Raw genomic sequence first — 25,128 nt, forward strand, 5'->3', positions numbered from 1 at the left:
CAACTCCATTCACTAACACGACGATCGTGCTGGGCGCGGCGCGTGTGGCGAGTCTATCAGAAGCAAATCTGACGAAAAGGCGGTTGGCAAATGCGGCCCGTCGCGCTGTCATTCCAACGATCGTGCGCATGTACTCGAGAGCATTGCATCTTATGGACATACTTCAGGGCATGGCCGTGTTCAAGCGCATCGTGGATGCGTCGAGTTTCACGAAGGCGGCGGACTCGCTGGAGATGCCGCGCGCCACGGTATCGACGCTCATGCGGAGTCTCGAGTTACATCTGGGTGTGCGCTTGCTGAATCGCACGACGCGCCGCGTGCAGGTCACCGACGACGGCGCGCTCTACTACGAATATTGCGCCCGGATTCTCGCCGAGGTGTCCGACGCCGAATCCGCGCTGTCGAACAAAAGGCAGCGCCCGCGCGGAACGATTCGCGTCGACACTTCGATCACTTTCGCGGCCACCGTGCTGATTCCGAGGATGCGGGATTTCCACTCGCTTTACCCAGACATCGCCGTAAAACTGGGCCTGGCCGACCGTGCTATCGACCTCGTGCAGGAAGGCGTGGATTGTGTGATTCGCATTGGCGTGCTCGACGATTCGAACCTCGTGGCGAGGCCGCTCGGACGTGTGCGCATGACCACCTGCGCCGCGCCGGACTACCTTGATCAGATGGGCGAACCGGCCACGCCGGACGATCTCGAGCGGTATCGCGCCGTCAACTATTTCTCGTCGCAAACGGGCCGGATGTACCCGTTCGAGTTCGAAGTGGACGGCACCGTCGTCAGAAAGCAGATCGACGGCGGCGTCGCTGTCAACGACGGCCAGGTGTATGTCACCTCCGGCGTGGAAGGGTTGGGGCTCATCCAGGCGCCGCGCTTTACCGTTGCGAAGGCGATCGAAGCGGGCGCGTTGCGTGAGATTCTGTCTGACTTTCCCTGCCCGTCTCTTCCGCTTTCGCTCCTCTATCCTCATCGCCGCCTGAGCACCCGTGTGCGCGTGTTCAGCGAATGGGTATACGAACTGGTCCAACGCAATCCTGACCTGAGCGGGTAGGGTGAGTCGCCTGCGCGAGCAACTGCTACGCGCACAAACCAACCGGGCGTTCTGCCAGTGACGAGTCGATGCAGCAGAGCGACGTCCTCGTCAACTGCCTGGAGGTCCATACATCTTTGGATTCCTGTGGGGCACCTCGAAATGCTCCGGCTCCGCCTGACTGGCCGGAGCGCCAGGTCGCGCAGAGGCTTGGTTCACCGCATCGCGCATGGCGGCGATCTCCTGCTGTCGCTGTACGACGATCGCTTGTGCGATATGTCGAAGCTGCTCGTTGTGTCCGTAGCGGAGCTCGGCCTGAGCTTGCTCGATGGCTGCCTGGTTTTGCGCCTGCATGGACGCGGCGAAGTCATCGTCGACGTTTCCCGATGGCTTGACATCCATATTCCTGGTCATCGTGGACATGGCCGCATCTCTCGCTGTCGTGAACGACTCTTCGTCGGACGCCGGCAATGCAACGCCCGTGTGGCTCATTGTGAAGACACCGAGCGCCGTTATCAGGCCGCCTCGCCAGGTACGTGTGACGTGTGATCTGAGACCCATGACTTGCTGTCCTCCGTATCCAGGGCGAGTTCCACCGGAGTGCGCTTTCCGTGGCGTCGCATCACCGAACACTACCAGCAAAGCGCGTCCGCTGAATATAGATAGTTGAAGCGCCCGGGAATAGATCAACCGCGTAGCAGTGGTTGCGCGTAGCGCTTGAGCAAGTCGGGAAAGATACATGGCGGGATGATGCCGGGGTCGGTGCTCACCTGATGCCCCAACCCCATCTGTCGGTCAAAATTTCATGACTGCGCGACCGACAATTTCTCCTACTCGCAGGCGATTCAGATAGTCGTTGATCTGGTCGAACGAGAAGGTTTCGATGGTGTGGCGCACTTTGTCCTGTGCCGCAAGCGCCATCACTTCCATCAGATCGAGGTTGTTGCCCCAGAACGAACCGTGCAGCGTCTGTTCGCGAGAAACCCGGGGAAATAGTGGAATATCGATGCGATCGCCCACCAGACCCACGTCGACATAGTGGCCGCTGATGGACAACAGACTCGTTGCAAGTTGCACCATCTCGACCGCGCCTGCGCAATCGATCATGGCATCGACCGTGTTCTGGCCCGTCAGCGCGCTGAGTTCCTTGCCGATCTCGTCGACGCTCTTGCCCTTGATGTTGATAGTGAAATCGGCACCATATTCCTTCGCAATGGCAAGCTTGTCGGGGTTGCGTGCGAATGCGACCACCCTTGCTCCGGAACCGAGCAGCCTGGCATACTGCACGGCATACGCCCCCAGCCCGCCTACACCGAAAACGCCGACAATCCGATCTGGATCGAGCGCGCCTGCATCGCGCAATTTCTTGATCCCGCGATAAGGTGTGAGTCCGGCGTCGGTAAGCGGCGCAAGCGTCTCAAACGGGAGACGCTTGTCCACTTTGATCAGATAACGCGCGGGAACCGGAATGAATTCCGCAAATCCGCCAACGGGTCCGAAACCTGGCCAACGCACATTCGGGCAAATGTGGGTGTTGCCAACCTGGCAATGTCGGCAAATGCCATCGCCCCATCCCGGCGCGACGACCACATGATCTCCTTCCTCCAGACCGACTGTCTTCGGCACGAGGCTGCCGATCTTGTCGATGACACCGGTGATTTCATGACCTAGCGTGATAGGCGTGGGGATGTCGGCGTATTTACGGAAATACCCGTCGATGAGTTGCACGTCGGAGCGACACATTCCGCATGCCTTGACGTTGACGAGAATTTCATCGGGTTTGATATCTGGAATCGGTATATCTTCCAGGACGGCCGGCTTTCCATATTCGTGCATGCGCGCTGCTTTCATATCCGACTCCTTTGCAAAGTTTGTGCGAAATAAATGACTGTCACCCCAATGCTCCAAACCTCATTGTCTTGCGACAAGTATCATTGTTTGATTGACGAGTTCTTCGACACCGACTTGGAAAGATGGAATCGCTCATCCCCGACAAACACGGGGCTAGCGACCAAGGGCCGCGATTGCGGATTCGGCGACCTTGATGTCCTGCTCGACAGTTCCCGCACTGGTGCCCACCGCACCGATAATGGTTCCGTCGAGGAACACCGGAATGCCGCCGCCGAAGATCACGACTTTCCCGGCATTGCTTTGATGAATGCCGAAAAGTGGTTTTCCTGACTGCGCAAGCGCTGCCAGGTCGGAGGTCGATTTATCAAAGATTCTCGCGGTCACCGCTTTGTCGATGGCAAGATCGATGCTGCCAATGAGTGCACCGTCCTGGCGGATAAACGCCAGCAAGTGTCCGGCAGCGTCGACGACCGCGATGTTGTACGCAATGCCTAAGCTGGTAGCCGTCGCTTCTGCGGCAGATAACATTGTCTTCGCATCGTCGAGCGTGAGAGTTTCACAGGATCGTGGCATCTGAACCTCGATAGGGATCGGTTCTAATGCTGCCGTCTCAAGACGGTAGCCGCTGATACATCCTTTAGGGGCGAGTAGCGTGACTACGTTTTGTAGTAGGACCCCTCGCTGGAGGGGCGCTTGCTTCGCTGACAATTACCTTAATGGAGTTGAATAGGCTGCGTCGTTTGCCGTGTGTTTTTGAAAAATACGGGTTTGTAGATAGTCCATCACGGTACGACGCCGAAAACCTGGGCCAACAGGCGGATCGTTTCGATCTTGTCGTCGAGTCGATTGGTCATCATCGCCAGCATCACCTCGTCGGCGTTGTAGGCCTGTGCCCGTTCAAGTATTTTTTCTCTCACTTCCGAAGGCGTGCCGGTGACTTCCCGATTGGCGATCCTGCGAAGATAGTCTTCGGCTTCGTCTCCGAAATTGATTTCGGCCAATGTCGCGGATGACGGGACGGAACGAGGATAGCGGCCCGAATCACGCATCAGCCGGAAATAGTCCGATGCTTTTTTTAGCTCGTCGAGTTTGTCCCGCGTTTCTGCACACACAACGTTAAGGGCGATGACGACCTTCGATTCCGGAAACTCGGCAGACGGCTTGAATTGTTCCCGATAGACTTGCACGGCTTCCGCGCTGGCGTCGGGGTTGATGAATAGCGCGACCGCGAGTCCCATCCCTTTTTCAGCGGCCAACGCGCCGCTGCCCGGATGACTGCCCGCCGACAGCAGCCACATAGGAGGAACGCTCTCTACCGTCGGCATGGCCAGTGCACGCTTGCATTCGTCGTGGAAGTAACGATCGAGTTGATCGACCTGTTCGACGAAATCTTCAGCCGTGGCGGCCACGGGATTGAGAAGAGAGCGGGCATACATATCTTCTCCGCTTGCACGACCGATCCCACAATCGACACGGCCCGGATAGAGCGCTTCCAGCGTGCGGAAGTTTTCGGCGACCCGGTAAGCACTGTGGTTCGGCAGCATGACGCCACCTGAGCCGATGCGGATTCGTTGAGTCTGCGCACCAATCGAAGCGAGCAGCACCTCAGGCGAGGAGCCTTGCAGGATGCTCATATTGTGGTGCTCCGACAGCCAGATACGTTCGTAACCCAGTCGGTCTGCTTCGCGAGCCAGTGTGACGGTATTGGCGATCGCCTGAGACGCGGAGGCGTTCTCAGGAAGGGTGGATTGCTCGAGAATGGAGAGTTTCATTCGGTAGCCCTGCAGCAGAGTTGGCGACGTTAAGCGGCAACCGCGAATAAGCAGCGTTGTGAGGAACGTGTTCGCGTTCGATGTTCAGAGAGGCCGATAAAGAGGCATTGAGTATCTCGTGGGAGATATTGAGTATTTGTATTTATGTCGAACCGATGTGAAGATGCGTTTGCCTGATCTCGACAACCTATCCACGCTCGACCGTACAGCAATCGGAATTCGCGCTCTTTCGGTAAAGCACGGTAAATTTCGGAAGACACGGACCAGTCGGCGGCGGCAGGAAGGATAGACAGCGCGGTTCACCTCAACAGGGCAGATGGGCGGAAGGAGATATGACCAAATCATTTCGAACCGATGTGACTGCTAACGTGCAGCTGCCGCCCGAAGACGCCCTGCTGATTCGCAAGATCACGTTGCGTGTCGTGCCATTCCTGTTCATCTGCTATGTGGTGTTGTTCCTCGATCGGATCAATATTGGTTTCGCGCAGTTGCAGATGAAGCACGACTTCGGCTTTACCGACACGATGTATGGACTCGGTGCTGCCATGTTTTACGCCGGATACGTCCTTTGCGAGTTACCCAGCAACATGCTGCTTGCACGCTTTGGTGCTCGCAAGACATTCTCGCGCATCATGCTGCTCTGCGGGATCGTGTCTACGTGCATGATTTTCGTGTCGACGTCGGCGGCTTATTACGTGCTGCGCTTCATGCTTGGTGTCTTCGAGGCTGGCTCTTTTCCCGGCATCCTCCTGTACATAACGTACTGGTTTCCTGCGAATCGTCGCGCTGCGATGATCTCGGTGTTCATCGCGGGTGTCGCGCTGGCCGGCGTAGTCGGTGGTCTCTTTTCCGGGTGGATCATGCGCGACATGGCGGGCGTGCTCGGTCTGTTCGGCTGGCAATGGATGTTCGCATTTGAAGGCTTGCCGGCGGTCGTGCTTGGCCTGATCGCGTGGTGGACGATCGTCGACTCGCCAGCTCACGCGACATGGCTCTCGGAGGCAGAAAGGGGCCGCCTGAATGAGATGCTCAATCCGCCGGAACCTGAAGAACAGGTAAGGCCCGGACTCGGTCCCGTCGTTGCGAATCCGAAGGTCTATCTGTTTGCGTTCGTCTACTTTTCGCTGACGTGTGCCTCGCTGACACTGAATTTCTGGCTACCGCTGATCATCCGTGATTTTGGCGTCCGTGATCTTGTTCTGATCAGTTTGTTCTCGGCTATTCCCAATGCGATCGGCGTGGTGGGTCTAGTCGTCATATCGAAACACTCCGATCGGACCAATGAGCGCCGCCGACATTTCGCGTTCTGCGCGATAGGAGGCGCTGCCGCGTTTGGCACGCTGACCTTGCATGTGGGAAGTCTTGCGCTGATGCTGGGGTGTCTATCCGTCGCGTGTGCGCTGATCTATGCGGCGTTGCCGATCTTCTGGGCCGTGCCCTCGACGCAGTTTCCGAAACATCAAGCCGCGCCCAGCATTGCACTCATCAGCAGCATAGGCATTACGAGTGGGATCGTCAGCCCCTGGGCAATCGGCGTCGTGCGGACCCACACTGGGACCATCGACGACGCGATCTACATCTTGATGGTCCTGCTGGTGTTGAGCAGCGTCGCTCTGTTGGCTGGCGTACGTTCAACGAACCACGGGCGGCCTCGCTCGTCAGCATGATTTCGATCGACGAGGCGAGCCGCAAATTCACACTGGATCTCTTCTCTCACGCTTGTCAGTTAGCCTGGAGCCCCACGCGAAAATCGTCGACAAGCGTTCTGGATTCTTTCATATCGGCGATTTCGAATCCCTCGGTAAACTTGCCGTAGACCGTCGACAGTCCGGACTCCGCCTGCCCGGTTTTGCCTTGCCTGTGTTTGAGCTGGGCCAGATTTTTCGCCGCCCGTAGTTCGAAGAATAGTGCGCCTTGCCGCTGGGCGATTTCGATGGCCTGCACGTAAAGCGCTTCGGACCCTCCTTGCGCATCAAGCTCATCGGATGCGGCGAGTATTTCGCCCTTTATCCGCATCAACTCCGATACGCACCATAGTTCGTCGTGTACCTTCGACCACGTCAACGCATCTTCGATCGTCTCTCTCGCTTCCGCATAACGTCCGAAATGGAGCAGGCCGCAAGCGTAGATGCCAGCGAACAGGGGATAGCGCATTCCTATATGTTCGCGCTTGAGTTGCTCTAACGCGTCGAAGAGGATCGAGAGACCGGCCGGGTTCTTTTTCTCCAGTAGCAAGGCGCCATGAAGACCACGTGCCATTGCGTCGAAAAGGACTAGCCCGTGCTTCGCCACACTGTCGAGCAAGATGAGGAGCGCTTCTTCAGCGGACTCGAGATCGCCTGCGTAAAGCGTGATCGGAATAAAGGCGAAGACCAGCACGTAGCCGATCGTCAAACTATGGCCGCTTTTGTGTGCGTCGTCCCGCGCTTTTCGTGCTTCGTCCAGCGCGCGATCGGCAAACCCCTGAACCCAGAGGACACTCGCCATTAAGGATCGGGTTCCCTCTTCGCCGTTTACGTGATTATCCGAGAGCTGAGACTGATAACTGGGTGCGGCGTAACCTTCAAGCACGCCCTCGAGCTGGCGCTGAGCTTCGGCCTGTTTGCCCATGTGATGCCACGCGAACGCCGTCAGCCGACTACCTTCCGACGTCGCAACCTCATTGTGGGAGGTCTCAGCGATAAAGCGGAATTTTTGCAGCAGTTCGTCGGCAGCACGATGTTTCCCTGCATACACGAAGCCGCAACAGGCCGCGAATAACGAACGCAACTGGTATTCCTTATTGTCCAGTCGCTGCGCGATGGCGAGCGCAGCGGTCCACGCCGCGTCGACTTGCGAGACCATACCGCGGGTGTAGAGTGCCGAGGCTGCCAGCGCGGTATAGAGCTTCATTCGCTGAGTGTCGAGTGCAGGCGGGCAGCCATCTGTCTGGCGAAGCGCGTGCTCGATGCGATTGCGGCATTCGTCGAGCGAGGAAAGTCGGATCCACGCAGGTATAGCCAGGACCGTAAGTGCGATGCCGAGAGCGGCGTCGCCATGCGTGGAAAACGCCCAGTTCAAGGCGCTTCGAACATCGTCGATCGTCGGGACATGGTCCTCCAGCCATCGAGAGTCGGGCGGCCTGGTCCAGAAGTCTTCGACGCGCATATAAAGGTCGTGGAAATGCTCGGCGTGGCGGCGCGAGACCCTGTCCAGCTCTCCCGCGTCGGCAAGCTTTCGTCTCGCGTAGTCGCGGGTCGTATCCAGAAGACGATATCGCCCGGTATCGCTGCCCACGTTCGCCGATAGCATCGACTTGGCCACCAGGCTCGCCACTGCATCGATCACGCCCGCATACGGCAGGCTTTCGTCACCCGCTACCGCAGCGGCCGACCCGAGCGAAAAGACGCCCGGAAATATGGCAAGCCGACGCAGCACGATTCGCTCGAGGTCAGGCAACAGCTGATGACTCCAATCGAGCGTCGCCAGCAGCGTTTTCTGCCGCTCAGGAGCCGTGCGGCGGCCCTGCGCGAGGGTGGAAAAGCGGTCATCCAGCAGGCTGAACAACTCGTGAACGCCGAACGCGTCCAGACGCGTTGCCGCCAGCTCGATCGCCAGAGCAATGCCATCCAGCCGTCGGCAGATTTGCGTGACGACAGGCGCGACCGCGTCGGACAGCACGAAGTCGCTGCGCGCGGCAATGGCTCGCTCGACGAAAAGCTCGACGGCGGGATATTGAAGCGCCTCGTCGCCGGTCAAGCGTTGCGAGTCAGGTGCGGGCGGGCTTTCCAGCGGTTTGAGGCGGTAGACGTGTTCGCCGATTGCCTGGAGTGGCTCGCGGCTGGTCCCGAGAACCCGCATTTGCGGCGCTGCCGCGGTCATATGCTCGGCGAGAATCGCCGCCGCCTCGATAACGTGCTCGCAGTTGTCGAACACAACGAGCTGCGGGCGATTCCGAAGCCGGAAGTAATTGGCCAGTGCCCGTGGTATGTCGTTCGAGTGGACGGCAAGGCCGATCGCATTGGCGACGGCATGGGGCAGGAAGCTCGCGTCGGACAGCCGGGACAGATTGACGAACCACACGTCGTATTCGCCGGCCTCCACCATCTCGCGCGCGACCGCGAGAGCGACGGTTGTTTTTCCTATTCCACCGGGGCCCGCTATGGTCAGAACGCGCACGCGCGAAAGCTGACTCACCAGATCGTGGATCGTGCCCGAGCGTCCGATGGGCCGAACCAGGGCCGCGGGAATATTGTGTGAAGTATGCGGACGTGCTTCCTGTGACAGCGAGGTTGCCGTCAACCTCTCACGCTCGACGGGCGCTACGAACTGATAGCCCCGGCCCACGAGGGTTGCGACAAAGCGCTGGTCCTTCGGGCCGTCCCCCAGCGCTTTGCGCAGGGCGGCGATATGCACCTTGAGGTTGTTTTCCTCTACGACAGCTCGCGGCCACGCGCACGCCATGAGTTCTTTTTTGGTGATGAGCTCGCCATGACGTTCGACCAGCACCGTTAGCAAGTCGAGCGCGCGACCACCGACCAGCACGCGCGAGCCGCCGTTGAGCAGTATCTGCTGCGACGGAATGAGCCGGAAGGAGCCGAACCGGTAAGCGACCCTTGTCGAGTCGTCCGGCTCCGCAACGGCGCGCAGACCGCCGCCGTTTGGCGTTGTATGCATGATTGAGCGTCCGAAATGATCTCAGGATCGTTGTCGTTGGATGGGCAAGCAGCGCGCGACGCGAAATGCTCGATGCCTGTGCCCGCGACCTCCCGCGCTTCGTGGCCTCACACTTGCCCCATTATTGCGCAGCCGACGCGTGCATGCGAGGGGTCGAACCGCTATCGAATCTAGCCGGGCGGTCGAGACCCGAGCAACAGTATTTCGACGAGCCTTTTTGCACTTTGCTGCCAGTCCGGAGCGGACGCAACGTTGGAAACACCGACAAGCGCTCGAAGGAGATCCAGCGGGTCGATATCGGCACGGATATCGCCGCTTGCGACCGCGCGGCTTACAAGGGACTGGATCGCATCCTTGATCTGCGCGCCCGACGACTCGAACAGTTTCGTTGGTCCTCCGACAATTGAATTCAATGCCGGCGCAATGATCTTCTTCGTCGCGATGTAGTCCACGAAAAGCATCATCCAGGATCTCAGCGCGTCGAGCGGTGGCGATCCGGACAGCTGTCGCGCTTCCTCTGCAAGCTTCTCCACCTCGGCGCGATAGACGCTCTCTAGCAGTGCGTCGCGAGTGGGGAAGTGCCGGTAGAGCGTCCCCACGCCGACGCCCGCCTGGCGAGCCAGTTCCTCGAGGCTGATGTCGCCGCCCTCACGCGTGAATGCCGTCTTCGCCTCTTCGAGGATGCGCTCGCGATTGCGAAGCGCATCGGCGCGCGGCTTCCGTTCTTTTGGTGTTGATTGATTCATGTGCACCCTGAGTGCTTGCAAGCGGAGGGCGGCTCCGTTTAGTATAGTGAAAAGCGGAGGGAAGCTCCGTTTTTATCCCGGACGGGATATGACGTCAACCCTATTGTGATGGAGCGGCGAAAATGGCTGAACAGTTTGGTGCAACTTCGACGACTGATGACGTGCTGACCGGCGTCGATCTGCGGGGCAAGCGGATTCTTGTCACGGGCGTATCGGCGGGGCTCGGCGTGGAGACGGCGCGCTCGCTCGCCCTGCGTGGGGCCAGCGTGACCGGCGCGGCCAGAGATCTGGAAAAAGCGACGCAGGCGATTGCCGACGCGCGGCGGGAAGCCGCTGCAGCGGGTGGCAGTATCGACCTGATTTCACTGGATCTCGCTAACCTGGAGAGCGTGCGTGCTTGTGCCGACCAGTTGCTGGCGAAGGGCCAGGCTTTCGACGTCATCATTGCCAACGCGGGTGTGATGGCGACACCTTTCGGCAAAACCGCCGATGGCTTTGAAACGCAGTTTGGCACTAATCATCTCGGGCACTTCGTATTCGTGAATCGCCTCGCGTCGTCGATCTCAGCGGGTGGGCGAGTGGTCGTTCTGGCTTCTTCCGGCCATAGATTCGCGAACGTGGATCTCGACGACCCTGGCTTCGAGCACATGCCCTACGATCCGTTCGTCGCCTATGGGCGCGCCAAGACGGCGAACATCCTTTTCGCGGTTGCTTTCGACAAACGACATCGGGCGCGGGGCGTGCGGGCAACTGCCGTTCACCCTGGCGGGATTCACACGGAACTCGGCCGCCATATGGATGAAGGACAAATGACGGCGCTACTGGAGAGAATCAACAGTCAATTGTCGTCGGAAGGGAAGGAGCCGTTTCAGTTCAAGACCGTTGCACAGGGCGCGGCGACTTCGGTCTGGGCCGCCGTCGTGGCGTCGGCCGACGAGGTCGGCGGCCGGTACTGTGAGAATTGTCACGTGAGCGAAGTCGTCGGCGACGATGTGGTGATTACGCCTGTCAGTGAAGGCGTCCGACGCTACGCGCTCGACGAAGCGAATGCTGCTGCGCTGTGGCGTAAAAGTGAGGAGATGGTCGGCGAGTCGTTTTGATACGGCAGGTTTCGCAGAAGGGAAGTGCTGCGCCGCCGTGAACTGGGAAAGGTTTGCCACGGCGGCGACGCGGTCCGGGACCCCATACGTGAATGGCTTGTGGCGGGCTTCTGCGTATGGTGACCTTGTGCGAGATCGAGCTAGTTCCAAACGTTCAGCGCGCCTGAGTCACGCTGATCGTCTGCGACGAGCGCCCCGGTGCCCGGTCGCCAGATAGTGTTGGCAAGACCGGTCAAATCGACAAGCGTCTCGATCTTGCCGGCCTTCGGTATCGGGGCAACTTGAGGCAGCACGTGGAGCACGCGAGCGGCCTCGTTGGCGACATCGCTCGCGCCGAACCTCTATGGCGTGAGAACAATCCTGCCGAGTATCTGGCCAGCTTCCATTTTCTGGTGAGCTAGCACAGCTTGTTTCAAAGGCAGCACTTCGTGCACCACGACGTGTAATTCGCCGCGATCTGCCGCAGCGAACGATTCGGCAGTCACGGCGCGCCGGTCCGATTCCGGCACGCATGCGGGATTCGCGCTGAAGGTCGAAAACGTCATCTCCAAACGTCTGAATAGCAACTGCCTTCAATGTTTTCTCCTGAATCGGATATCGATTGGGACCGTGCCACGATCGCGTTTTCCAGTGACCACCCGAATGGTGTGCACGAAGTCCCGCGCTTTCGTTTTAAATCGATGCGTTATAGATTTCATCGGCGAAATAGCGACGCATATCACTATGCGGATGCGCCACGCACCGCAATTCGCAACCGCTCGCGCACACCGGGTCGAATTGCCACGCTGTCGCATTGTCATGAATCTGCCCGACCAGATAACGAGTTGAAAAAGGCATTTCGTAGGCTAGACTGATCAAAGCGTTTATCTGCATGTGTCTTCTAAAGAAATATCGGCTCCTGATAGTTCTAAAAAGCTCTACTTCCAGTCGACTTCAATCAAGGTCCAGGGCATATCTCCGAAGAGGATAATTATGCAATCCACATGCAAGCGATTTTGCCGTGTGCATTCCGTTCACCATGTCCTGATTGCTTTCAGCCTGCTCGCGGTTGCAGTACTGCAGCCTGCGGCCGCGCACGATTTTGTCGCCAGGGATCTCGGCGAACTCCCCGGCAATGTCAGCCAGGCTAGCGGGATCAACGAACGCGGCCAGACGGTCGGCTTCTCCGACATCGCGAACGGAGATCAGCACGCGACTTTGTTCGAAGACGGCAAGGTGACCGACTTAGGCACGCTCCCCGGCGGCAGTAACGCGTCCGCTACCGGGATCAACGAGCGTGGACAAGTGGTCGGCTGGTCGGCCGTCGGCGGCAACGAGCAAGCCCTTCTGAACGAGCACGCGTTTCTGTTCGAGCACGGTGTGATGACCGACCTGGGCACGTTGCCGGGCAGCAGAACCAGTGTCGCCAACGCAATCAATGCGCGTGGCGAGGTGGTCGGCTGGTCCCTCAATGCACTGACGGATTCCCGCGCTGTTCTGTTCGGGAAAAAGGCGGTGATCGACCTGGGTACGTTGTCCGGCGGCTACTTCAGCGCCGCCTATGCGATCAACGATCGCGACCAGGTGGTCGGCTGGTCCACGACTGCCACGGATGGAAACGACCACGCGTTTCTGTTTGAACACGGAGCGATGACCGACTTGGGTATGCTTCCCGGCGGCACTAGCAGTGCGGCTTTCGGGATCAACAATCGCGGACAGGTGGTTGGTCAGGCATCCACTCCCGGCGGCTACGAGCACGCCTTTCTGTACGAACACGGCGTGATGACCGACTTGGGCACACTTCCCGGTGGCAACCTGAGTGTCGCATCCGCGATCAACGATCGCGGGCAGGTGGCCGGTTGGTCGACCGATGCGAGCGGCAACTATCGCGCTTTTCTGTTCGAGCACGGCGTGATGACCGATCTGGGCATGCTGCCTGGTGGGAACGCCAGCTCCGCTAGTGCAATCAACAATCGCGGCCAGCTCGTGGGGTACTCCGGGACGCCCTATTCGCCGTGGCACGCTACCGTCTGGACGCGAAGATGAGGTTTGCGGGTTTCTGGCCAACGCCGAGCGCGCGGCTTGCGGCCCACGTTCCCGCGCGTTCTGTTGCGGACAATGCCCGGCGCCGGAATGTTCGCAAACACAATGTCCGCGAGAGGAGCGGGAATGCGAATCGGCTTACTGATAAAAATTCAACGTCAGCATTGCCGAACGTCCTGGCGCCCACGTCGCGTAGATCGGATATGCGGTCGAATAATATTCCTTGTCGAAAATGTTCTGGACGTTTAACTGCACGTCGACGGTCTTCGACACGCGGTACGTTGCGGCTGCATCGAATCGCGCATAACCCGGAATCCACTTGCGAGTGGTCCCGGATACCGAGGCGTACGTCAAACTTGAAATCGTCGCCCCGCCGCCAATCGACAACTTCGGCAGGACATCGTAGTAAGTCCAAAGCGTGAAGTTGTGCTTCGGGACCATTACCATCGGCAGGCCGGAGCCGGTCGGGTTGGCCGCGCCCGCGTCCAGCGTGATGGCGTCGAGATACGAGTAGCCACCGAATACGCGCCACTTGTTCGTCAGATTGCCCGCGAAGCCCAGTTCCGCGCCGCGCACGCGCTGCGAGCCGGCGTTGATTACGCCGCCCAGTCCATCGCTGACGCGCGCATTCGTTTTGTCGGTCTGGAAAAGCGCTGACGTCAGCGACAGTCGCTGATCGAGCACGTCCCACTTGGCACCGACTTCGATGTTCCGGCTGCGTTCGGGCGATAGATCCTGATTAGTCACGGTGATCTGATCGTTGCCGCCTCCAAGCCCCGAGTTCGAACCCGGCGGGTTCGCCGACGTGCCATACGAGGCATACAGGCTAACCGCCTGCACCGGCTTGAAGACAAGCCCGAACTGATAGCTGAAGAGATTGGCCTGGTTGGTCAGATCGGGTGCGCCGGCTTGCACCGCCTTGAGGTCGAAACGGTCGAAGCGCATGCCGGCATTGAACATCCATTGGTCGGTGATTTTCACGCTGTCGAACAGGTACGCCGACGCGATGTCGGTGCGGGTGTGAGTAGCCGCGCCTGGAAAGCTTTTATCGCCGTTGAGCGTGAGGGTGCCGGTCCACGGATTGTTCGGATTCCAGCCGCCGTTCAAGGTCGTGCAGTTGAAGGCAACCGAGCACGGACCGCCCGAACGGATGTTATTGCCCGCGCTGTCGGCCACCAGATAGCCCTCGTACAGGCTTTGCTCATGGCTGAATTCGATCCCGCCCGTCATCGTATGCTGCATGCCGAGCAGCGTCGCCTTGCCGGTGAGTTCGGTCTGGTTCGCGATGCTGTTCGTCGCGTATTTGCCGCTCTTCGCCTGCAGGCTCAGGATGTTCGTGTTGGCACTCGTGAACTGCGGATTCGTCGCGACGTAGTCGAGCGTCGAACGGCCGAACATTGTCGTGTTCTTCAATTTGAGGTTGTCGCTGAAGCGATGCTCGACGCGCACTTCTCCGCTGTCGGTCTGACCGCGCCGGTAGTCGCGATTGTTCAGGCCGAAGAACTGTCCACGGTCGACGCTCACCGGCGTGCCGCCAGTCGTGCGGAAGGGCACGCTGAAGTCCGGCATATCGTAGCTGTTCAAGTGGTAGTAGCTGACCGTTACCGTGGTCGGACTGTTCAGCCCGAACGCCACGGAGGGTGCCACCCCCCAGCGGCGGCTGTAAATATCAGTGCGGCCGGCCTGATCGGCGTCGTGTCCCATGATGTTCAGGCGCACGGCGGCGTCGTCACCGATCTTATGGTTCGCGTCGAGCGTGATGCGCTTGTAGCTGTCAGTGCCGATTCCGACGCTGCCGTTGATGAAGTTATCGTTCGTCGGCGTCTTGGTGACGATATCAATACTGCCGCCGACGGCGCCGCGTCCCGCGTAAACCGAATCCGGACCCTTAATGACGCTGATCTGCTCGACGTCGAAAGTCTCGCGGTTTTGCACGCCCGAGTCGCGCATGCCGTCGACGAAGATCGAATTGCGCGACTCGAAGCCGCGAATGACGGGCCGGTCGGCGGATGGATTGGCCGCCGCATCGCCGCCCAGAAAGGTGATGCCCGGGACGGTCTTGAGGGCGTCGGCAAACGTCGTCGCGTTTCTCTCCTTGATCAATTCCTCTGGAATGACCGTGACCGACCTGGGCGTGTCCAGTAGTGGCGCCGTGAATTTGTACGACGGGAGAGTCGGGGTCTGAAATTCAGACGGAGCGGACGTCACCTGGACGGCTGGCAAAGTTGTCGCGGACTCGCCGGCTTCCGAAGACGCCGACCCGCTTTGGGCGAAGACCGCGGTGGGCAGAAGACATCCAGAGCAATAAAGCGTAACGACGGACACGAGGACGCGCGGTCGCGCCTTGAAAGAAGTAGACATTAAGCGGGCGAGGAACCTGGATAAATGGATACGCGAAGGCTCGGGCCGAACCTTTCGCCGGAGCCAACGGAGCGAGCCAATCTTTCTAATGCAGATGAGAATCATTAGCATTGAAAGTGTAAGGTAATCGAATAAATTTGTAAATTAACATTTATGACAGTCGCGGCGCGGCCGGATCGGGACGACAGAAGCGGCGCGGGCTGACCGGCGAGGAGATCCTCCGTTGGCGCGGCCTTGGCGCCAGTCCGTAGACGCGTGCAAACGGTAGCCCGCTTATCGTTACTTGATTGTGTTGGGCCTCAGCGGGGGGCTGTCATGAGATCCATGGTTGCCAGTAGTTCGTCAAGCGACTGCTTGCAGGCGGCGGCATTGGGCGGTGCCTAACGCGAAAGTAAACAACACGGCGGCCCAATAAAAAAGCTCTCTCTGCGGGTCGTATAAATCGTCGGGATGGAGAGCGTTTTTTCGCGGATACCAAGGGGACAACACGACCACCAATGAGTACCGGATGTGGCACTTCGATCAATGCAATCGCCACTCGGTTGCGAGCTGACTATGCATTCGAGAACCTTGAATAAGGCTGACGGAAGAAAGGTGATGGATAGTGGTCGCCGGACAGAATTTTGACGAAAGTCTGGTGAACGGCAGCACACCTGGCCGTTTCAACCTGATCCGAGTGTTAAGCGCTTCGGACCACCAGTTCCATGAACCCTGTAGCCTCGTCGAATTCCCGTGCGAAAACATATCCAGGAAGCTGCACGAGTAGTAACTCGGCCGTCGTTCGGACCCTGCACCCGTGCGCCACATGACCGCCGAAAACCTGGCCGCTTGCGTCGGCAACGCTCATGTGCAGGTGGGCTCCGTCAGGCGATATGGAGCCAGCGAGGGTCAATATTTCGAGGTCGCCGCGCATCTCGGTCGGGGCGACGGCTCCAGCGAATCGCAATTGAGCGACGTCGAGGCTACCGATGCCCTGGATAACGAAGGCCGCGGACAATTCGCGCTGACGCAGCACGTCTTCGACAGCGACTCGCAAATCGTCGCCGGGAGAAAGGCGCAAAGGATGAGCTTGCATATCCGGTACCGGTCAGAGGTTCCTGAACAGATTAAGTCGGAACAACGGTGTCGGCAAGCGGCGTAGTAGTCTGGAAGGGCCATTGGCTCACGGGTCAGCGGGCCGAACGCAGAAGCGCGTTGCGCGCCTCTGTCATGGCAGGGAACCGGCAAGTACGACAATCGGTAGAGTTCGCCACACTCGGCCATACGCCCAGCACATTCAACGGACAAGCGAACTTCCGTGCTCATCACTCGGGCAGCGTAACCGGTTTGGCTTACGCCCGCTGCTTCATCCAGCACGCGATGCTCATACGGCGACGTGTGGCCGGTAGCACCTCGTGCTCAAACTCCGCTGAGAGAAACAGGAGCAGCGTGCCGGCGCGCGGAAAGACGTCGTGGTAAGTCTGATCCGCAAGGTATAGCCGCAGTGCGCCGCCCTCAGCGTCCTGCCACGCTTCGTTGAGGTAGAACACGGCGGAAATCACACGGCTGTCGCTGTCACGCAGGCAGTCAAGGTGGCGTGCGTATCCGGCACCGGGTGGATAGACCGCGTAGTGTGATTCGCTATCGACCAGCCCGAGAAACAGCTCGCGGTTGAGCCTGTTCCGTAGCGCTTCGATGCGATCGGCGAACACCTGCTGCCGAGCGCTCAGCGCGTCGGGTTGGAACCAGTGCGTGCTGTCGCCGCGCAAAAGTGTGGCAGCGTGATTGGCGCCCACGCGTGCGGGCGTTAGCAACTGCGCGTCGTGCATGGCCATGCATTCGGTCGACAAGGCCTCGGTCTCGCTCCGTGATAAGAAGTTCGACACGACGCACCAGCCGTTGACGGCGAGCGCGCTTGTCGCCATGTCGAACTCGCTGAATTGGGATTTCGTCGAGACATCGATTGCCTCATTCGGAGTTGCGTCGCCGATCAGACAATCGACGACCCATTCGATTTGCGCTTCAATCGGGGGATGTTCCAGAAATGCATCCGTTTTTATTTGTTTTTCCGCTGGCTGCCCGATCGCGTAATCGTTCGGCTCTGCTACCAGCTGGTCAAAACGATCAGGCGTTGGTGGGATCGCATTGAAAGCGGGCATTGACGCACCGGGGCCAGGAGCAAGAGCCGGGTCGAGGTGGTCGATTTTCGAAGCAACGGCGCAGTCTACACGAGTGGGGAAAGGAGTAGACTTCTCGGCTTCTGTTCGCTCTTGAGGTAGCTTCAATGTTGATGAAAGCCCTGCGTGTCGGTCTCGGGCAGCTAATAGTGCTCGGCGACGCCGTCAGTCGGCCACGTCCGCAACGCCGCTCGGCGCAAGGTCAGGCTGTGGTCGAAAAAGAAGCAGCGGGACTGTCGCTGTATCAATTCCACGCGTGCCCTTTCTGCGTCAAGACGCGACGCACCCTGCATCGTCTGAATGTGCCGGTGACTTTGAATGATGCAAAAAACGATCCCTTGCACAGGGATCGCTTGCTGGCCGGCGGCGGCAAGGTCAAGGTGCCTTGCCTACATATTCAGGAACAAGGCCAGTCGCGCTGGTTGTACGACTCCAAGGCGATCATCGCCTATCTGGAGCAACGCTTCGCCAAGATCGTCTGATCAGAGGCGCGGAGCCGGAAGACTTCGTGATGGCTCATGGCCCGCGACTGCTAGCCAACGCTACATCGCGCCCTGGCGGGATGGACGGCTTGCGCGAGCAATGGCGGACGGCCCAGTGCAATGCGTGGCCGGAGAGCCATTACGCGATATCGATCTTCTCAACATCGACGTCGATTGCAGAGCTCAATGCGCTTTGCGAAAGAATCAGGTTATTTCGAACCGAAGTCATTTCAGTGCTTCGGCAGTGTTGGGATATTCAGCGTTCTAATGTCGGCGGGTAAGCATCTCACACACTCGAATTCCCGTTCTTTTAGAAAATGAACGGTTTCGATACGTACATCGCCAACCACCTTACACGTTGTGTCTCGCCAAAAAAACGCTGGCCACAGGCAAGCAGTCCGTCTCCCGTGGACCATCAGGTCATCCGTCACACGACACGAAACAGCTTGAAAGCGACACCATGCAACGGGGAAAGGCGGTTTTACCGTTTTCTACCGCCAATCCGCTCAAGCAGCCCGAAATCCGGCCGACAACCTTCGTAGCCGTCCGCAGGCTGATCCAGTAATCCAATGGCCGGCGCGACATATGAGTTGGAGTGCAGATTTCAGATCTTGGGTAGAGGTCATTTGTGAAGCTTACGAGTTCCATCGCTTTCAAATTCGGTAGCGTGTCAGGCGTTGCACTGGCGATTACGGTTCTTCTACTCACCACGGTCGGCGCGCGCAACGTGCGCCAGCAGGCCGTCGACGAATTTGAGCGGGCCAGTCACGAGCGCATCGCTCAGGCGGACGAATCGCTCGACACCAACTTCCGCGAGGTCGAGCAAAACCTCACCTACCTGACGCAGACGGCGCAACTGAAGGCCGCCGACCAGAGCATCACCGACTACCTCGCCCACGGTGGGCAGATGACGCCGGATGCGAATGGCGAAGTGGAAAAATCCATCTTCGCGCTACTGAAGCAATTCGGCGACGCTCATCCGAACATGCGCTACCTCGATATCGGCACCCGCTGGGGCGGCTATGTGCAATGGCCGATCGAGAGCATGAACGGCGATCATTACGATCCCCGCGTGCGGCCCTGGTATCAACTGGCCATGACGGCGCCGGACCACGTAGTGCGCCCCGCACCCTATTTGAGCGCAGCGGGCTCCGGCGGCGCGATCATTTCATTCGCGCGGGTCGTCAAGGACAGCAAGGGCGAGATTCTCGGCGCGCTCGAAGGCGATATCTCGCTGGTCGACTTCGCGCGGCTAACGAGTGGAATCCGGTTCGGTGACAGTGGGTATCTGCTGGTTGCCGACAACAACGGCAAGATACTGATCGACCCGCGTGCCAAGGAACACGAGTTCAAGGATCTCAAAGGCCTCGGTGGCGGCTACGAACAACTGGCGAGTGCCGCCGATGGTTTGAACACGGTGTACATGGATGAGAAGCCCTACCGGTCGTTCGTGTACACGTCGCCGAAAAATGGCTGGAAGTACTATGCGCTGATTCCTGAGGCAGAGATGATGGCCGCCGCGAACCGGCTGACATGGACACTGATCGCAACGGGCCTGTTCGTCCTGATCGCGGCACTCGGTTTGACGATCGTGCTCGGCCAGCGCATGACCCGCCCAATTCGCAGCCTCGCCGGTTCGATGCACGAAATTGCCGTAGGTGACGGTGACCTGACCCGGCGCTTGCCGCTGAACACAGCCGACGAAGTCGGGTTGCTCGCACGACAGTTCAATGCGTTCGTCGAGAAATTGCACGGCGTGATGCAGAGGGTGGTGGCGAGCAGTCGTCATCTTGAACTAGCCGCCAGCGAAGTGTCGGCAGGCAATCTCGATCTGTCTTCGCGAACCGAACAGCAGGCCGCCTCGCTCGAACAGACCGCCGCGAGTATGGAAGAGTTGGCGGGCACGGTGCGCGGCACAGCCGAGCAGGCGCGCAGCGCCAATGCGGTGGCTGCCGGCGCGGTGGAAACCGCGCATCGCGGCAACCAGGCGTCACGAAGGCAGCCAATACGATGAACACTGCCGTCGAGCAGTCCAGCAAGATCGTAGGCATCGTCGGGTTGATCGAGGGCATCGCCTTCCAGACCAATATTCTCGCGCTCAACGCGGCCGTCGAGTCCGCGCGGGCCGGTGAAAGCGGGCGTGGCTTCGCGGTCGTCGCGTCGGAAGTGCGCAACCTCGCGCAGCGCTCGACGTCCGCAGCGAAGGACATCAAGGCGTTGCTGGAATCGTCGCTGGTGAATGTGCAGGAGGGCGCCGAACAGGTCAATCTCGCAGGGAAAACAATCGCTGAATTGACCAACGCGATCTCGAATGTCGCCACCATCACGAGCGAAATTGCCAATTCGGCGCGTGAGCAAAGTCGCGCGATCGACGAGGTGAACCAGGCGGTCGCCTTGATGGACCAGTCGACCCAGCAAAATGCTGCACTCGTCGAACAGATCGCAGCAGCTTCGGATTCGCTGAAGTCGCAAGGGCGGGAACTCAATACGACGGTCGGGTTCTTCAAGCTGGAGGCATAGGCGCAATGCGCCGCTCTGGATAACGCCGGCCGATCTTTTGCCGTGACTTCAGAACTTGTGTACCAGGCCGACCCCGATGCCGCGCGTGTCGGTGCCGGGAGTAACGGGAAGGCCTGAATACGCGGTGCCGGAAAGCGTGTATTTCGCCTGATTCCTGTTCTGGATAAACCCAGCCGCCGTATAGAGCTCGGTCGATTTAGAGAGGGCATATTCGAAAAGCACACCCAATTGCTGCGCGTTGTTACCCGCTCCCGTGCGATCATGCACGTAACCGTACATCAGCGAAAGAAAAGCAAAGGGCGAGAGCTGATACGAGTCCGATATCTGGTAGACGTCGTGTTGCATGTATTTCGGCGTATTGGTCAAGTTCTCTGTGTGATAGGCCAGCCAGATGCGGTTGGCGCCAATCGCGTAAGACGCTCCCGCGTTGAACACGCTAAATACCGCGCCGGGGCCCGCGGCCGCACCGCCCGTTAGCGTGTAGCTCCCACCTGCGCCGACACCTGGCTCGTCTCCTCTTTCGTAGCCAGCGGCCACATTCAGTGGCCCGTTGATGTACTGGACGACAACGTTATAAAACCCTATCCCATTGCCTCCTCCGGTCGCGGAGTCGCGCAATGCGACCATGAATTTGGCATTCAGCCCGTCAAATGTAGGCGTGTAGTAGGAAATCCCATTGCTTGCGCGGATGATGAGGCCGTTGAAATTATTCATGGGAGACGCAATGCTTTTAACCCATGATGGATCCATCGCCGCCTGAAGGACATCGTATTGTGGCGAGTTTTGCAAGCCGAAGCGGACTTCTCCGAAACCACCGGACAGGCCGACATACGCGAGGCGATTAAAGGCATCGGCCGAGTTTGTCGCTACACCAGTCTGGCCGGAGAAGGCTTGCTCCAACTGGAAGTTGACTTGCAGGCCGCCGCCGATATCCTCGCGGCCCTTAAAGCCATAGCGTGTCGAGAAGAGTCCACCTGGTACCGCGCGGATCGCAGAATTGTTGCCGCTCGAACTCTGATAGACGAAGCCATTATCGAGCACGCCATAGAGCGTGACTGTCGACTGCGCAAACACGGGGGTGATTGACGCGCAGGACAAAACTACGCCCGATGCGAGAGTGATACATCTTTTCATGCGAGATCTCCATTTTTATCTACATCGGTATGCCGACGTTTTTTTGAATATCTATATTGTTCGCATTACTAATATAAATGACGCGAGTTGAAACGATCTAGCGTGACATAGGCACGAATTATGTCGTGCTCTTACGGATAAGAAATCGGTCTCGGAGCGTCCACCGGGGTTGTTGACCGTCTGATAGGCCGCCAGTAACGGCGGGGCAAGCTAACGGCTTAAGTGGTTTCGCTGCACAGACCAATCTCCTCCTATGGATGGCATTTTCTGCATGCCTGTGCGATTCCGGTGCAACACGTATCGCACATCATTTGGTAAGGTTAATTGCGTGGGAGGCGATGGGTCCATGCATAAAACTTAGATTGAATGGCATTTTTGTACTTGCAACCGAGCCGGGTAAACCAGCATCGGGTTCGACGAATCGTACGCAAGCTGCGCATCTGAACAGATGGCGTTGACTTCCACAGCGATCGCAGAGCCTCAAGTCGGGCTGTCGGTTTTGATCGCAACACAGCGATGCCGATACTTCGCCGGAGTCTCGCCGACGAGCTTAGTAAAAAGTCGTGTGAAACTGACGACGTCAGCGTAGCCGACCGCCTCCACGATCCGGGCTATCGACCCGTTGGAATTAACTAGAAGGTGCTTGCACTTCTCGACTCTTGCCTCCTGCAAAAGAGTCAACGGCGATTTCCCGGTCTCGGCATTGACCCTGCGCATCAGCGTGCGGCCACTGACATGAAATGCTTCCGCGACCCTGTTCAAGTCGTATTCTTCCGTCAATCGGTTCTCGAACCACTGAATCAGGCTTTGCGAGAAGGTAGGAAGTTCTCGCTCGAACAAATTCGTGTCGACATACGGTGACTGGCTGGCACGCTGGGTCGGCAGCAAGGTGACCGCAGCGGTCGCCGTCGCGACTTCGGCGCCCAGATAGCGTTTGACGAGATGGATGGCCAGGTCGAAAGCCGAACTGACCGCCGCCGACGTCATGACGGCGCCATCCTCCAGCAAAATGGCGTCGGAATTTACCTTTGCTTCGGGATAGCGGGTGGCCAGATCGCCGGCAAATAACCATGCCGTCGTAACGTTGCGCCCGTTCAGCAGACCCGCTTCGCCAAGAAGGAATGCGCCGACGCAAACCGCCGCCACGGCTGTGCCACGAGCGAAGCTGCGGCCGATAAATTCTCGCTCCCGCGAAAGCGGCGCAAGCTTCGCCGCCCAGTCTTGCCTGCGTTGAGTCTCGAACCCCGGAATGATCAGTAGATCGTAGAAGCCGGTGGGGCGCTTCAGCGGCAACATGAAGCCGCCTGCGACCCTCACTTTCCTGCCTGGCAGACCGATCAACTCGACGCTCAAGTCGACACGTCGCCTTGCTCCCACGCTCTGACCGAGGTCGCTGGCGATACGTAACACGTCCGCGATGCCGAACAACTGCGTTGGCATGCAACCGCTATAAGCGAGGACGGCAATGCGCACGGTTTTCATCAAGCTCCCGGGAAAACAGGTTATATGGCGATTTTGACCATTTTATAGTCAATATTGACATGCCGTGAATTTGCCGTCGCGACGATAATTTGCCTTCCGACCGGGAGCGCGCGCAGAACCTCTTGCTCTCCCGAACCGACCATCGACGAGAAAGCAAAATCATGAGCGAACATCAAATCATTACGATCCCCATTCTTCCTTTCGGCATGGTTCATTGCCATCTGGTGATTGGAACCAACGGTTGCGTGCTGGTCGATACCGGTATCCCGGGTTCGGAAGGCAAGATCGAGCGTGCGCTGGAGCAGCACGGTCGCAAGCTGAGCGATATCACGCTGATCGTAGTCACTCATGCGCATACGGACCACGCAGGATCGGCCGCGCGACTACGCGAGTTGACGGGTGCACCCATCCTGGCTCACGCGGGAGACCTCGACTATTACGAGCGGCGTAAGGAGATGTCTTACTGCGTGGCGCACTGGTGGGGGCCTCTTTTTCTGCGTTCCGGCGTCCCCGGTGAGCCCTACACGGCATTTACGCCGGACATCATGCTTCAAGACAACGCCAGTTTAGATCTGAGTCGCTTTGGAATCGAAGGCACGGCGAGACACACGCCCGGCCATACAGCCGGCTCTGTGTCGGTTGAACTGAATGGCGGCGATGCGTTGGTCGGCGACCTGATCGCGTCCGGCGTCTTTCTTGGAGGCATGATGCGCACCGGGCATGCCATACGCCCGCCCTTCGAAGACGATCCTCAAGCCGTCAGTGCGGAATTGATGAGCATGGTCCACGCCGGCATGCAACGTTTCCACATGGGCCACGGCGGCCCGCTGGGTGTCGAGGAGGTGAGTCGACATGCCAATGCGCTTCGGGACATGATGCCCGGTCGCAGATATACGTTGCAACGTGGCGAGTGTTCATGCGCCAAGGGCAAGCTAACGGAAATGCGTCACGCAAAATCTGACCTCGACGCAAATGAAAGTGCTTCGCCGAAGTGAGGATCAAGCGAGAGTGCGTGGCCTGAAATTAATCGATAATGGCGTCGATCAACTCGTGTGTCGATATCAGGATCATCGTATGGCTCGCTCCGAACGTCTCCTTAGTCTCTTGCAACTGTTGCGGCGTTATCGACGTCCCGTGAGTGGGCAAGTATTGGCTGAGGAACTCGGCGTGAGCATCCGCACGCTATACCGGGACATCGCCAGTTTGCAGGCGCAAGGGGCAATGATCGAAGGGGAGCCGGGTGTCGGGTACGTGATGAAACCGGGTTTCATGCTGCCGCCGATGATGTTCAGCTCGGAAGAACTCGACGCGCTAGTGCTCGGCATGCGCTGGGTCGCCGATCGCTGCGACAGGACACTGGCGGCCGGCGCGCTGAGCACGCTTGCGAAGGTAGCCGCCGTACTGCCCGCAGAGCTGCGTCGCGAGCTGGAGGAATCGTCGCTGCTAGTGGGGGCGCCATTGAAAAGGCTTGCCCACGACGTCTCTTCCGATCTTTTACGTGCCGCCGTCCGAGCAGAAGAAAAGCTCAACATTACCTACGTGGACGCCGGTGGTATTAGCTCGCAGCGGGTCGTCTGGCCGTTCGCACTCGTCTATTTCGAGCAGGCCAGGGTGCTGATGTGCTGGTGCGAGCTTCGAGCAGGCTTCAGGAATTTCCGCTCCGACCGGATTTCGGACGTCGAGCGAGTGGGTGAGCGCTACCCGAAAAGGCGATCCACGCTGCTTCGCGAATGGAGGAAGGTCAACGCTGTGGCGAGCCGCACCATACTGCCAGAATCTGACAGTGTCGGCTATTAAGCTGAGTTTCCT

19 protein-coding genes and 1 pseudogene are annotated in these 25,128 nt (G+C 58.8%); 8 read left to right on the forward strand and 12 right to left on the reverse strand.

The window, feature by feature from the left end; all coding sequences use genetic code 11:
• The first annotated feature begins 152 nt into the window (after positions 1-152).
• Positions 153-1,058 carry a LysR family transcriptional regulator gene (locus tag FQ705_RS28935; protein WP_144147366.1) on the forward strand — a complete coding sequence of 302 codons (906 nt, stop codon included), beginning with the start codon at positions 153-155 and terminating at the stop codon, positions 1,056-1,058.
• A 90-nt stretch (positions 1,059-1,148) separates the two neighbouring features.
• Here the strand turns inward: FQ705_RS28935 and FQ705_RS34855 are convergent, their stop codons facing one another.
• The 4 genes from FQ705_RS34855 to FQ705_RS28955 all read right to left on the reverse strand — a co-directional run bounded on the left by FQ705_RS34855 (position 1,149) and on the right by FQ705_RS28955 (position 4,660).
• Positions 1,149-1,778, reverse strand: coding sequence for a DUF305 domain-containing protein (locus FQ705_RS34855; RefSeq protein ID WP_313955686.1), 630 nt, complete (start codon positions 1,776-1,778; stop codon positions 1,149-1,151).
• A gap of 54 nt (positions 1,779-1,832) precedes the next feature.
• Positions 1,833-2,888, reverse strand: a complete 1,056-nt coding sequence (locus FQ705_RS28945) for an NAD(P)-dependent alcohol dehydrogenase (RefSeq protein WP_144147371.1) — start codon at positions 2,886-2,888, stop codon at positions 1,833-1,835.
• A 153-nt stretch (positions 2,889-3,041) separates the two neighbouring features.
• Positions 3,042-3,461 (reverse strand): GlcG/HbpS family heme-binding protein, encoded by a 420-nt coding sequence (locus FQ705_RS28950; RefSeq protein ID WP_144147374.1) that lies wholly within the window; start codon positions 3,459-3,461, stop codon positions 3,042-3,044.
• A 209-nt stretch (positions 3,462-3,670) separates the two neighbouring features.
• Positions 3,671-4,660, reverse strand: coding sequence for an LLM class flavin-dependent oxidoreductase (locus FQ705_RS28955; protein ID WP_144147377.1), 990 nt, complete (start codon positions 4,658-4,660; stop codon positions 3,671-3,673).
• Between the two features lie 332 nt (positions 4,661-4,992).
• Between FQ705_RS28955 and FQ705_RS28960 the strand changes: the two genes are divergently transcribed.
• The gene (locus FQ705_RS28960) at positions 4,993-6,327 is read left to right on the forward strand and encodes an MFS transporter (protein WP_144147380.1); all 1,335 of its coding nucleotides are present in this window, start codon (positions 4,993-4,995) and stop codon (positions 6,325-6,327) included.
• Between the two features lie 55 nt (positions 6,328-6,382).
• Here the strand turns inward: FQ705_RS28960 and FQ705_RS28965 are convergent, their stop codons facing one another.
• A complete protein-coding gene (locus FQ705_RS28965; RefSeq protein ID WP_144147383.1) occupies positions 6,383-9,316 on the reverse strand; it encodes an ATP-binding protein in 2,934 nt (977 codons plus the stop codon).
• A 170-nt stretch (positions 9,317-9,486) separates the two neighbouring features.
• Positions 9,487-10,062 carry a TetR/AcrR family transcriptional regulator gene (locus tag FQ705_RS28970; RefSeq protein ID WP_144147386.1) on the reverse strand — a complete coding sequence of 192 codons (576 nt, stop codon included), beginning with the start codon at positions 10,060-10,062 and terminating at the stop codon, positions 9,487-9,489.
• Positions 10,063-10,184: 122 nt separating this feature from the next.
• Between FQ705_RS28970 and FQ705_RS28975 the strand changes: the two genes are divergently transcribed.
• Positions 10,185-11,162: an SDR family NAD(P)-dependent oxidoreductase gene (locus FQ705_RS28975; protein ID WP_144147389.1), complete on the forward strand. Its 978-nt coding sequence runs from the start codon at positions 10,185-10,187 to the stop codon at positions 11,160-11,162.
• A 341-nt stretch (positions 11,163-11,503) separates the two neighbouring features.
• On the opposite strand, the gene FQ705_RS28980 is transcribed toward FQ705_RS28975, so the two are convergent.
• Positions 11,504-11,707: a zinc-binding dehydrogenase gene (locus FQ705_RS28980; protein WP_144147392.1), complete on the reverse strand. Its 204-nt coding sequence runs from the start codon at positions 11,705-11,707 to the stop codon at positions 11,504-11,506.
• A 457-nt stretch (positions 11,708-12,164) separates the two neighbouring features.
• Between FQ705_RS28980 and FQ705_RS28985 the strand changes: the two genes are divergently transcribed.
• Positions 12,165-13,187, forward strand: coding sequence for an HAF repeat-containing protein (locus tag FQ705_RS28985; RefSeq protein ID WP_186308051.1), 1,023 nt, complete (start codon positions 12,165-12,167; stop codon positions 13,185-13,187).
• Between the two features lie 135 nt (positions 13,188-13,322).
• On the opposite strand, the gene FQ705_RS28990 is transcribed toward FQ705_RS28985, so the two are convergent.
• The 3 genes from FQ705_RS28990 to FQ705_RS29000 form a co-directional block, all read right to left on the reverse strand.
• Complete coding sequence (locus FQ705_RS28990; protein WP_144147399.1) at positions 13,323-15,545, reverse strand: TonB-dependent receptor; 2,223 nt, start codon at positions 15,543-15,545, stop codon at positions 13,323-13,325.
• Positions 15,546-16,224: 679 nt separating this feature from the next.
• Positions 16,225-16,620, reverse strand: a complete 396-nt coding sequence (locus FQ705_RS28995; protein WP_144147402.1) for a PPC domain-containing DNA-binding protein — start codon at positions 16,618-16,620, stop codon at positions 16,225-16,227.
• Positions 16,621-16,876: 256 nt separating this feature from the next.
• Positions 16,877-17,683 carry a 2OG-Fe(II) oxygenase gene (locus FQ705_RS29000; protein WP_222105674.1) on the reverse strand — a complete coding sequence of 269 codons (807 nt, stop codon included), beginning with the start codon at positions 17,681-17,683 and terminating at the stop codon, positions 16,877-16,879.
• A 125-nt stretch (positions 17,684-17,808) separates the two neighbouring features.
• Here FQ705_RS29000 and FQ705_RS29005 point away from each other — a divergent pair, with 125 nt between their 5' ends.
• Both FQ705_RS29005 and FQ705_RS29010 read left to right on the forward strand, forming a co-directional pair.
• Positions 17,809-18,183, forward strand: coding sequence for a glutathione S-transferase N-terminal domain-containing protein (locus FQ705_RS29005; protein ID WP_144147405.1), 375 nt, complete (start codon positions 17,809-17,811; stop codon positions 18,181-18,183).
• A gap of 628 nt (positions 18,184-18,811) precedes the next feature.
• Positions 18,812-20,703: pseudogene (locus tag FQ705_RS29010) on the forward strand (methyl-accepting chemotaxis protein).
• Positions 20,704-20,751: 48 nt separating this feature from the next.
• Here the strand turns inward: FQ705_RS29010 and FQ705_RS29015 are convergent.
• On the reverse strand, positions 20,752-21,837 hold the full coding sequence (locus FQ705_RS29015; protein WP_144147408.1) for a porin: 1,086 nt from the start codon (positions 21,835-21,837) through the stop codon (positions 20,752-20,754).
• A gap of 480 nt (positions 21,838-22,317) precedes the next feature.
• Positions 22,318-23,319: a GlxA family transcriptional regulator gene (locus tag FQ705_RS29020; RefSeq protein ID WP_144147411.1), complete on the reverse strand. Its 1,002-nt coding sequence runs from the start codon at positions 23,317-23,319 to the stop codon at positions 22,318-22,320.
• Positions 23,320-23,480: 161 nt separating this feature from the next.
• Between FQ705_RS29020 and FQ705_RS29025 the strand changes: the two genes are divergently transcribed.
• A complete protein-coding gene (locus FQ705_RS29025; RefSeq protein WP_144147414.1) occupies positions 23,481-24,314 on the forward strand; it encodes an MBL fold metallo-hydrolase in 834 nt (277 codons plus the stop codon).
• Between the two features lie 79 nt (positions 24,315-24,393).
• The gene (locus FQ705_RS29030) at positions 24,394-25,116 is read left to right on the forward strand and encodes a helix-turn-helix transcriptional regulator (RefSeq protein WP_144147417.1); all 723 of its coding nucleotides are present in this window, start codon (positions 24,394-24,396) and stop codon (positions 25,114-25,116) included.
• The last annotated feature ends 12 nt before the right edge of the window (positions 25,117-25,128 follow it).

Origin of the sequence: Paraburkholderia sp. BCC1884 (assembly GCF_900996225.1) — a bacterium.
Taxonomy (GTDB): domain Bacteria; phylum Pseudomonadota; class Gammaproteobacteria; order Burkholderiales; family Burkholderiaceae; genus Paraburkholderia.

Coding starts and splice junctions, on each gene's coding strand:
- FQ705_RS29000 (WP_222105674.1), bottom strand. CDS start 17,683: ATGCCCGCTTTCAATGCGATCCCACCAACGCCTGATCGTTTTGACCAG.
- FQ705_RS28975 (WP_144147389.1), top strand. CDS start 10,185: ATGGCTGAACAGTTTGGTGCAACTTCGACGACTGATGACGTGCTGACC.
- FQ705_RS28965 (WP_144147383.1), bottom strand. CDS start 9,316: ATGCATACAACGCCAAACGGCGGCGGTCTGCGCGCCGTTGCGGAGCCG.
- FQ705_RS28990 (WP_144147399.1), bottom strand. CDS start 15,545: ATGTCTACTTCTTTCAAGGCGCGACCGCGCGTCCTCGTGTCCGTCGTT.
- FQ705_RS28945 (WP_144147371.1), bottom strand. CDS start 2,888: ATGAAAGCAGCGCGCATGCACGAATATGGAAAGCCGGCCGTCCTGGAA.
- FQ705_RS28995 (WP_144147402.1), bottom strand. CDS start 16,620: ATGCAAGCTCATCCTTTGCGCCTTTCTCCCGGCGACGATTTGCGAGTC.
- FQ705_RS34855 (WP_313955686.1), bottom strand. CDS start 1,778: ATGTATCTTTCCCGACTTGCTCAAGCGCTACGCGCAACCACTGCTACG.
- FQ705_RS29015 (WP_144147408.1), bottom strand. CDS start 21,837: ATGAAAAGATGTATCACTCTCGCATCGGGCGTAGTTTTGTCCTGCGCG.
- FQ705_RS28970 (WP_144147386.1), bottom strand. CDS start 10,062: ATGAATCAATCAACACCAAAAGAACGGAAGCCGCGCGCCGATGCGCTT.
- FQ705_RS29005 (WP_144147405.1), top strand. CDS start 17,809: ATGTTGATGAAAGCCCTGCGTGTCGGTCTCGGGCAGCTAATAGTGCTC.
- FQ705_RS29020 (WP_144147411.1), bottom strand. CDS start 23,319: ATGAAAACCGTGCGCATTGCCGTCCTCGCTTATAGCGGTTGCATGCCA.
- FQ705_RS28960 (WP_144147380.1), top strand. CDS start 4,993: ATGACCAAATCATTTCGAACCGATGTGACTGCTAACGTGCAGCTGCCG.
- FQ705_RS29025 (WP_144147414.1), top strand. CDS start 23,481: ATGAGCGAACATCAAATCATTACGATCCCCATTCTTCCTTTCGGCATG.
- FQ705_RS28935 (WP_144147366.1), top strand. CDS start 153: ATGGACATACTTCAGGGCATGGCCGTGTTCAAGCGCATCGTGGATGCG.
- FQ705_RS28950 (WP_144147374.1), bottom strand. CDS start 3,461: ATGCCACGATCCTGTGAAACTCTCACGCTCGACGATGCGAAGACAATG.
- FQ705_RS29030 (WP_144147417.1), top strand. CDS start 24,394: ATGGCTCGCTCCGAACGTCTCCTTAGTCTCTTGCAACTGTTGCGGCGT.
- FQ705_RS28980 (WP_144147392.1), bottom strand. CDS start 11,707: ATGACGTTTTCGACCTTCAGCGCGAATCCCGCATGCGTGCCGGAATCG.
- FQ705_RS28955 (WP_144147377.1), bottom strand. CDS start 4,660: ATGAAACTCTCCATTCTCGAGCAATCCACCCTTCCTGAGAACGCCTCC.